This is a genomic window from Pseudomonas sp. P4_C3 (assembly GCF_056402075.1).
The window spans coordinates 1-8,398 of sequence record NZ_JBFUIC010000205.1 but is presented as its reverse complement, the minus strand read 5'-3'; the positions used below and the strand labels follow the sequence as shown (position 1 = coordinate 8,398).

The following is an 8,398-nucleotide window of genomic DNA, read 5'->3' as shown; positions in this document are numbered from 1 at the left end:
CAGGCAGAGTTATGGCGCGCACTCTTGCTGGATGTGGGAGAAGAAGGCATGGCGCAAAGCCGTGCCGGGGTCCATCAGCGATTTGTCGAGCGCATCAATAACCTCGAAACAGCTCCCAAGGGATTACCCTCGCGAGTGATCGTTTTCGGGATTTCTTCGCTGCCTGCGCAAGCCCTGGAGGCACTGGCGGGACTGGCACGATTCAGCCAGGTCCTGCTGTGCGTACACAACCCGTGTCGTCACCATTGGGCGGACATCGTCGCCGATAAAGACCTGTTGCGGCATCAATACAAGCGTCAGGCCCGCAAAAGCGGCATGCCGGTAGTGATCGATCCGCAAACCCTCCACCAGCATGCTCACCCATTGTTGGCTGCCTGGGGTAAACAGGGGCGGGACTATATCAACCTGCTCGACAGTTACGACGATCCCAACAGCTATCGTTCGGCATTCCGCGACGGGCGCATCGACCTGTTCAGTGATGGTCAGCCGCTGAATGTGCTCAACCAGTTGCAGGACGACATCCTCGAGTTGCGCCCCCTCAACGAGACTCGGGAGCGTTGGCCGGCTATCGATCTGCACAAGGACGAATCGATCCGTTTTCACGTCGCCCACAGCGCCCAGCGAGAAGTCGAGATCCTCCACGATCAACTGCTCGCGCGCTTCAGCGCCGACCCGACCTTGCGGCCCCGGGACATCATCGTGATGGTCCCGGACATCGACAGCTACGCACCGCACATTCGTGCCGTGTTTGGTCAGCTTGACCGCCAGGATCCGCGCTTCATTCCGTTTACCCTGGCGGACCAGGGCCAGCGTGGCCGCGATCCACTACTGATTGCGGTCGAGCACCTGCTCAAGCTGCCTGACAGCCGATTCCCCGTCAGTGAGATTCTCGATCTGCTGGACGTCCCGGCACTGCGTGCTCGCTTTGGTGTTGAGGAGCGCGATCTGCCGACGCTGCACCGCTGGATCGAAGGTGCCGGCATTCGCTGGGGCATGAACGCCGAACAGCGTGCCGGGCTCGGGCTGCCGAATGAACTGGAGCAAAATAGCTGGCGTTTCGGCTTGCGTCGGATGTTGCTCGGTTATGCCGTTGGCAGCGCCGATGCTTATGAGGGTATCGAGCCCTACGACGAAATCGGGGGCCTGGACGCCGCGCTAATCGGCCCGCTGGTTGCGCTGCTGGACGCGCTGGAAGTGGCTCACCACGAACTTTCTCAGCCTGCATCGCCGGGGCAATGGGGCTTGCGCTTGCAGGCGTTGGTGCAGTTGTTCTTCCTTGCCAGTAACGAACACGATGACTACTTGCTGGCTCAGCTCGAAGAGCTGCGTGAGACCTGGCTCGAGACCTGCGAGTCGGTCGGGTTGCAGGACGAGTTACCGCTGACCGTCGTCCGTGAAGCCTGGCTTGCGGGTCTGGATCAGGGCCGTTTGTCCCAACGCTTTCTGGCCGGAGCGGTCAACTTCTGCACCTTGATGCCCATGCGCGCCATCCCGTTCAAACTGGTGTGCCTGCTGGGCATGAATGACGGCGATTATCCGCGCGCGCAGCCGCCACTGGATTTCGATCTCATGGGCAGTGATTACCGTCCAGGTGACCGCTCCCGACGCGAAGATGACCGCTACCTGCTACTGGAAGCCTTGTTGTCGGCACGGGACCAGCTCTACATCAGTTGGGTGGGCCGCAGCATCCGCGATAACAGYGAGAGGCCTGCGTCGGTGCTGATCGGCCAGTTACGCGACCACTTGGCCAGCGGTTGGCGATTGTCACAAAGCGACAATGACCTGCTGGAGGCCATGACCCGGGAACACCCGTTGCAACCTTTCAGTGCCCGCTACTTTCACGAAGGGGATGAGTCGTTCAGCTACGCCACCGAATGGCAGGTGCTTCATCAGGCGACAGAGCAACAGGCAAGCGCGGAAGTGCTCGAGGCTCACGTCCAGGACGAACCACTGAGTCTCGGTCAGTTGCAGGATTTCCTGCGCAACCCGGTACGGCACTTTTTCAGCCAGCGCCTGAAGGTCTTCTTCGAGGCGGCCGAAGTGCCCTTGGCTGATGAAGAGCCTTTTGTCCTGGATGCGTTGCAGCGTTACAGCCTAAGTGACCGTTTGCTCGAAGCGGCGCTGGCTGACCCGGGAAATACCGGACAGGCGCTGGAGGAACAGGCGAAACGCCTGCAAAACAGCGGGCTGTTGCCCATGGCCGGATTCGGTGAGTGCCTGCAGCGTGAATTGATCGAGCCATTACCTGACTTGCTGCAACGCCACCAACAGCTCCTGGCTTTGTGGCCTACACCGCTCAGCAGCGCGTTGCCAGTCAGTCTTGAACTGCAAGGCCTGCACATTGAGGGCTGGCTCAGCGGCCTGCATCAGCGCGCCGATGGTGGATTGCTGTCTATCACTACGATCCCCAACAGTATCGGCTCGATCAAGTCACGCAAATGGCATCGTCTGACACGTCCGTGGCTCACTCATCTGGTGGCTTGTGCCAGTGGCGTGGCGTTGACCACCGCATTGGTGGCCAGTGACGACAGCCTGCTGCTCGCTCCGCTGGATGAGAGCACTGCGCAGAAAATTCTCGGTGACCTGTTGATGGCCTGGCAGTCGGGCATGCGCCAGCCTCTGCCGATCGCGGTCAAGACAGCCTTTGCGTGGCTGGGGCAAACCGACCCGGTCAAGGCCGATGCCGCTGCGCGCAAGGCCTATGAAGGCGACGGGCAGACGACGGACGGAGAGCGTCGCGAAAGCCCGGCACTCGCGCGCCAATTCGCCGATTACGATGCCTTGAATGCCGATGAGACGTTCCCCGATTGGTGTGACGCGCTCTATCGCCCGCTTCTTGAAGCTCCTTGGCGTTCACTGTCCAGCGAGGAGTCGCGCTGATGAGCACGAAGACACCGCTGGCCCTGGCCTTCCCGCTGCGTGGCAGCCAGTTGATCGAAGCCAGCGCCGGGACCGGCAAGACATTCACCATTTCCGCGTTGTACCTGCGTCTGGTGCTTGGCAATGGCGGGGAGGACAGTGGCTTCGGACGTGAGCTGTTGCCGCCGCAAATCCTCGTCGTGACGTTCACCGACGCCGCTACCAAAGAGCTGCGCGAACGCATTCGCACGCGGCTCGCCGAGGCCGCGCGATTTTTCCGCGATGAAACACCGGCCCCCGACAGCCTGATTGCCGAGTTGCGTGATCAGTACCTGCCCGAGCAATGGCCCGGATGCGCAAACCGCCTGGATATCGCCGCCCAGTGGATGGACGAGGCGGCGGTGTCGACCATCCACAGTTGGTGCCAGCGCATGTTGCGCGAACACGCATTCGACAGCGGCAGCCTGTTTACCCAGACCCTGGAAACCGACCACAGCGACTTGCTGGGGGAGGTCTTGCGCGATTACTGGCGGCTGTTCTGTTACCCGATGCAAGGTGACGCCTTGAATTGGGTACGCAGCAATTGGGGCGGACCGGCGGCGCTGCTGCCGCGGATTCGTGCGCTGTTCGCCAGCGAGCGGGATACGCTGCAAGGGAAAGAGCCCGCCGAAGTGATTTCGCAATGCCTGCAAGAACGACGGGCGGCACTGATCGAACTCAAGAAGCCCTGGCTGCAGTGGGCGGACGAGTTGCTTGCGATCTGTCACCAGGGCGTTGCCGGCAAGGCTGTCGACGGTCGCAAGATGCAGGCTCGCTATTTCGAGCCCTGGTTTGAAAAGATCAAAGCCTGGGCCGAAGACGAATCCCTCGAGCACCTGGATATCGGCACCGGCTTCACGCGCCTGACCCCTGATGGCATGGCCGAAGCCTGGAAGGGCGAAGCGCCTCGACATCCGGGGCTCGATGCGATGGCCGGCCTCAAGGCCTGTCTCGATGGGTTGCCAACACCTGATGCCGCCGTGCTGCAACATGCGGCCCGCTGGGTCGGGGCGCGATTCGAGGAAGAGAAACGTCGCCGTGCGGAAATGGGTTTCGACGACATGTTGCTGCGCCTTGATGCGGCCTTGCAGTCCGATGGCGGCGAGCGACTGGCAACCCTGATTCGTGAACAGTTTCCGGTCGCCCTGATCGATGAGTTCCAGGACACCGACCCGGTGCAATACCGGATCTTCGAGAGCATCTACCGCATTGAAGAGAACAGCCCCGAGTGCGGTCTGTTCCTGATCGGCGACCCGAAACAGGCGATCTACGCTTTTCGCGGTGCCGACATCCATACCTACCTGCGCGCCCGCCAGGCCACCACTGGCCGCCTGCACACCTTGGGCACCAACTTTCGCTCGAGCCACGGCATGGTCAACGCGGTGAACCATGTGTTCGAGCGCGCCGAAGCCCGGGAGTCAGGACGCGGCGCTTTCCTCTTCAGGCAGAAGAATGGCGACAACCCGGTGCCGTTCACGCCGGTTGCCTCCCAGGGCCGCAAAGAAGTCTTGCGCATCAATGACCAGGCAATCCGGGCCTTGAACATTTGGCACTTGCCGGCCGAACAACCGTTGTCCGGCGCGGTGTACCGGCAACATCTGGCGGCTGCCTGCGCCAGTGAAATCACGGCATTGCTCAATGGTGGACAGCAGGAGCAAGCGGGATTCACCCAGGATGGCAAAGCCTTCARGGGCCTGCTGCCGGCGGACATCGCCATCCTGGTCCGCGACGGCAAGGAGGCGCAGGCGGTTCGTGCGCAATTGGCCGCCCGTGGCGTGCGCAGTGTTTACCTGTCGGACAAGGACTCGGTGTTCGCCGCCCAGGAAGCGCATGACGTGCTGACCTGGCTCAAGGCCTGCGCCGAGCCGGATGTCGAGCGCCCGCTGCGAGCCGCGTTGGCCAGCATCACGTTAAACCTTTCGTTGACTGAGCTGGAGCGGCTGAATCAGGACGAGTTGGCCTGGGAAGCCCGGGTCATGCAGTTCCGTGGCTATCGCGAAGTCTGGCGCAAGCAGGGCGTACTGCCGATGCTGCGGCGCTTGCTGCACGACTTCCATCTGCCCCAGGCGTTGATCGCCCGCAGTGACGGCGAGCGCGTGTTGACCAACCTTCTGCACCTTTTCGAACTACTGCAACAAGCCGCCGCCGAACTCGATGGCGAACAAGCCCTGATCCGGCATCTGTCCGAGCATCTGGCGTTGTCCGGGCAGGCTGGCGAAGAGCAGATCCTGCGTCTGGAAAGTGATGAGCAATTGGTCAAGGTCGTGACTATTCACAAGTCCAAGGGCCTTGAATACCCCTTGGTGTTCCTGCCGTTCATTTGCTCGGCGAAACCGGTGGATGGCAGCCGCCTGCCGTTGCACTACCACGATGAATCCGGCAATGCCCAGGTCACGTTGAAGCCAACGGCGGAGTTGATTGCCCAGGCTGACGATGAGCGTCTGGCCGAGGATCTGCGCTTGCTCTATGTCGCCCTGACCCGGGCGCAACACGCCTGCTGGCTGGGGGTGGCCGACCTCAAGCGCGGCAACAACAATGGCTCGGTGCTGCATCTGTCGGCTTTGGGTTATCTGCTGGGCGGCGGCGCGCCTTTGGCTGATTCCCCGGCGTTGCAGCTTTGGTTGCGAGACCTGCAACAGGACTGCCCGGCGCTGGCGTATGCCGAGATGCCTGAAGCGACTGCAGAGCATTACCGGCCACCGCAAAATGACGCGGCACTGCTGGTTCCGCTGGTTCCGAAACGCAAGGCCAGTGAAAACTGGTGGATCGCTTCCTACAGCGCGTTACGCATTGGCGACACCCTGAGTGTCGGCACCGACGAGGCGCCGGAGAGCCCGCAGGCGCAAAAACTGTTCGATGACGAACGCCTCGACCCACAGGCCCCCAGGGAAGTGGTGGCCGGTGGTGGCGATATCCATCGCTTCCCGCGCGGCCCGAACCCCGGCACCTTCCTCCATGGCTTGCTCGAATGGGCGGGAGGCGAGGGTTTTGATGCGGCACCGCAAGAGGTAATCGACGCCATTGCCCGTCGCTGTAACCGTCGAGGCTGGGAGGGCTGGATCAGCACCTTGAGTGACTGGCTGCAGCATCTGCTCAAGTCGCCGTTGCAACTGGGCAGCGGTCAGGCACCGGTGATATTCGGCCAGTTGACGCAGTATCAGGTCGAGATGGAGTTCTGGTTCGCCAGCCATAAGGTCGATGTGCTCAAGCTCGATGCGCTGGTGTGCCAATACACCCATAACGGCGTGGCCCGGGTGGCCGCGGAACCGGTGTTGCTCAACGGCATGTTCAAGGGTTTCATCGACCTGACGTTCGAACATGACGGCCGCTATTACGTGGCCGATTACAAATCCAACTGGCTTGGCGTCGATGATGCGGCCTACACCGCGCAGGCCATGGAACAATCGATTCTCGACAACCGTTATGACTTGCAATACGTGTTGTACCTGTTGGCCCTGCACCGCCAGCTCAAGGCGCGGCTCGCCGATTACGACTACGACCGGCATGTCGGCGGTGCGTTGTACCTGTTTTTGCGCGGTACGCGTGCGGCCAGCCAGGGTGTGTTTTTCGCCCGGCCGCCAAGAGAGCTGATCGAGCGTCTGGACAGACTGTTCCAGGGCAAGCCAGAGCCCAAGGCCGAGCCCGCCTGGGAACAGGGAGTACTGTTATGAATCGCACATTCGCCGATTTGTTGCCCACATCGCTGGCAGCCGAAAGCCTGGCCGATCTGGCGCCGCTGAGTCGTGCCGACGACTTGCTGTTGTTGCTCACGCGCTGGGTCGAGCGTGGCTGGTTGCGCGCGCTGGACAAAGCCTTTGTGGCGTTTCTGCATGAACTGGCTCCGGAGGATGATCCGTTGGTGTTACTGGCGGCCGCGCTGACCAGTCACCAATTGGGCCATGGGCATGTCTGTCTCGACCTGTTCGAGACGCTGAAAGAACCGGACTTCGCCCTGTCGTTACCACCCGAAGGTGACGTGCAAGGCGGCGCGATGCTGTTGCCCTCGCAATTGCTGGGATCGCTGGACGGTGCTCACTGGTGCAAGGTGCTGGCCGCCAGCAACCTGGTCGCGCTGGCCGTTGACAGCCGTGACAACGTGCGCGACCGACCTTTGGTTTTATCGGGCAAACGCTTGTACCTGCGCCGCTATTGGGCCTACGAGCGGCGGATTGACCTTTCACTGCGCGAGCGTTTGACGGAACACGAGTCCACGCCGAACGACTTGCTCCAGCGCCTCACCGGGCTGTTTGGTCCTGCCCGGTCCGGTGACGTAATCGACTGGCAGAAGCTCGCGTGCGCACTGGCGACCCGCAGCGCCTTCAGCATCGTGACGGGGGGGCCGGGAACCGGCAAGACCACCACCGTCGTGCGCTTGCTGGCGTTGCTCCAGGCGCCGGCAGTCGAGGCCGGCATGCCCCTGCGCATTCGTCTCGCCGCGCCGACCGGCAAGGCCGCGGCGCGTCTGACAGAATCCATCAGCCAGCAAGTCCGGACCTTGAAGGTCACCCAAGACATACGAGACAAGATCCCCTCCGACGTCACCACCGTTCACCGCCTGCTCGGCAGCCGCCCCGGGACTCGTCATTTCCGGCATCACGCGGGCAATCGTCTGCCGCTGGATGTGTTGGTGGTAGACGAGGCCTCGATGATCGACCTGGAAATGATGGCCAACCTGCTCGACGCCTTGCCGGCCCATGCGCGCCTCGTGCTGTTGGGTGACAAGGATCAACTGGCTTCGGTAGAGGCCGGTGCGGTATTGGGGGATCTGTGTCGCGACGCGGAGGCTGGCTGGTACAGCCCGCAGACGCGCCAGTGGCTGGAAGCCGTCAGTGGCGAAAACCTGCAGGCCAGCGGCTTGCAGGAGGACACGCAGGGCACTCATCCATTGGCCCAACAGGTTGTGATGCTGCGCCATTCCCGGCGATTCGGTGAGGGCAGCGGCATTGGCCAACTGGCTCGCTGGGTCAACCAGCAGCAACCCGAAGAAGCCCGAAAGTTGTTGTCGGCGCGCAGCCATGACGATGTGTATTGCCTGGCCCTCAAGGGGGAGCAGGACCGGGCCCTGGAACGCTTGCTTCTCGACGGCCACGGTGAGGGGCCGCAGGGTTATCGACATTACCTGAGCGTGCTGCGCAATCAGCGGCCGCCACTGGACAGCCCGCTGGATGATTCGCGCTGGATTGATTGGGCTCGGAATGTGTTGCAGGCCTTCGACGCATTCCAGTTGTTATGTGCCGTGCGCAAGGGGCCGTGGGGTGTTGAAGGCTTGAACCAACGGGTGACGGACGCGTTGCTGAGGGCCCGTCTGATCGACAGCGACCAGCAATGGTACGAAGGTCGCCCCGTCCTGATGACCCGCAACGATTACGGGCTGGGTTTGATGAACGGCGATATCGGCATTGCCCTCAAGCTCCCGGAACAGGAAGGCCACGGAAAACAGGTTTTGCGCGTGGCATTCCCACGCAATGATGGCCAGGGTGGCGTGCGATTTGTCCTGCCC

3 protein-coding genes are annotated in these 8,398 nt (G+C 62.1%); all 3 read left to right on the top strand.

The features are described from left to right. Nucleotides 1-2,880, top strand: a 2,880-nt coding sequence (gene recC / locus AC1DVH_RS22940; protein ID WP_477755738.1) for an exodeoxyribonuclease V subunit gamma, incomplete at its 5' end; no start/stop codon positions are given. Continuing rightward, entirely contained in the window at nt 2,880-6,569 is a 3,690-nt protein-coding gene (gene recB / locus AC1DVH_RS22935) for an exodeoxyribonuclease V subunit beta (RefSeq protein ID WP_477755737.1), read from the top strand. The genes recC and recB, both read left to right, overlap by 1 nt. After that, nucleotides 6,566-8,398 (top strand): exodeoxyribonuclease V subunit alpha (gene recD / locus AC1DVH_RS22930; protein ID WP_477755736.1); only part of this gene is annotated, 1,833 nt, incomplete at its 3' end. The genes recB and recD, both read left to right, overlap by 4 nt.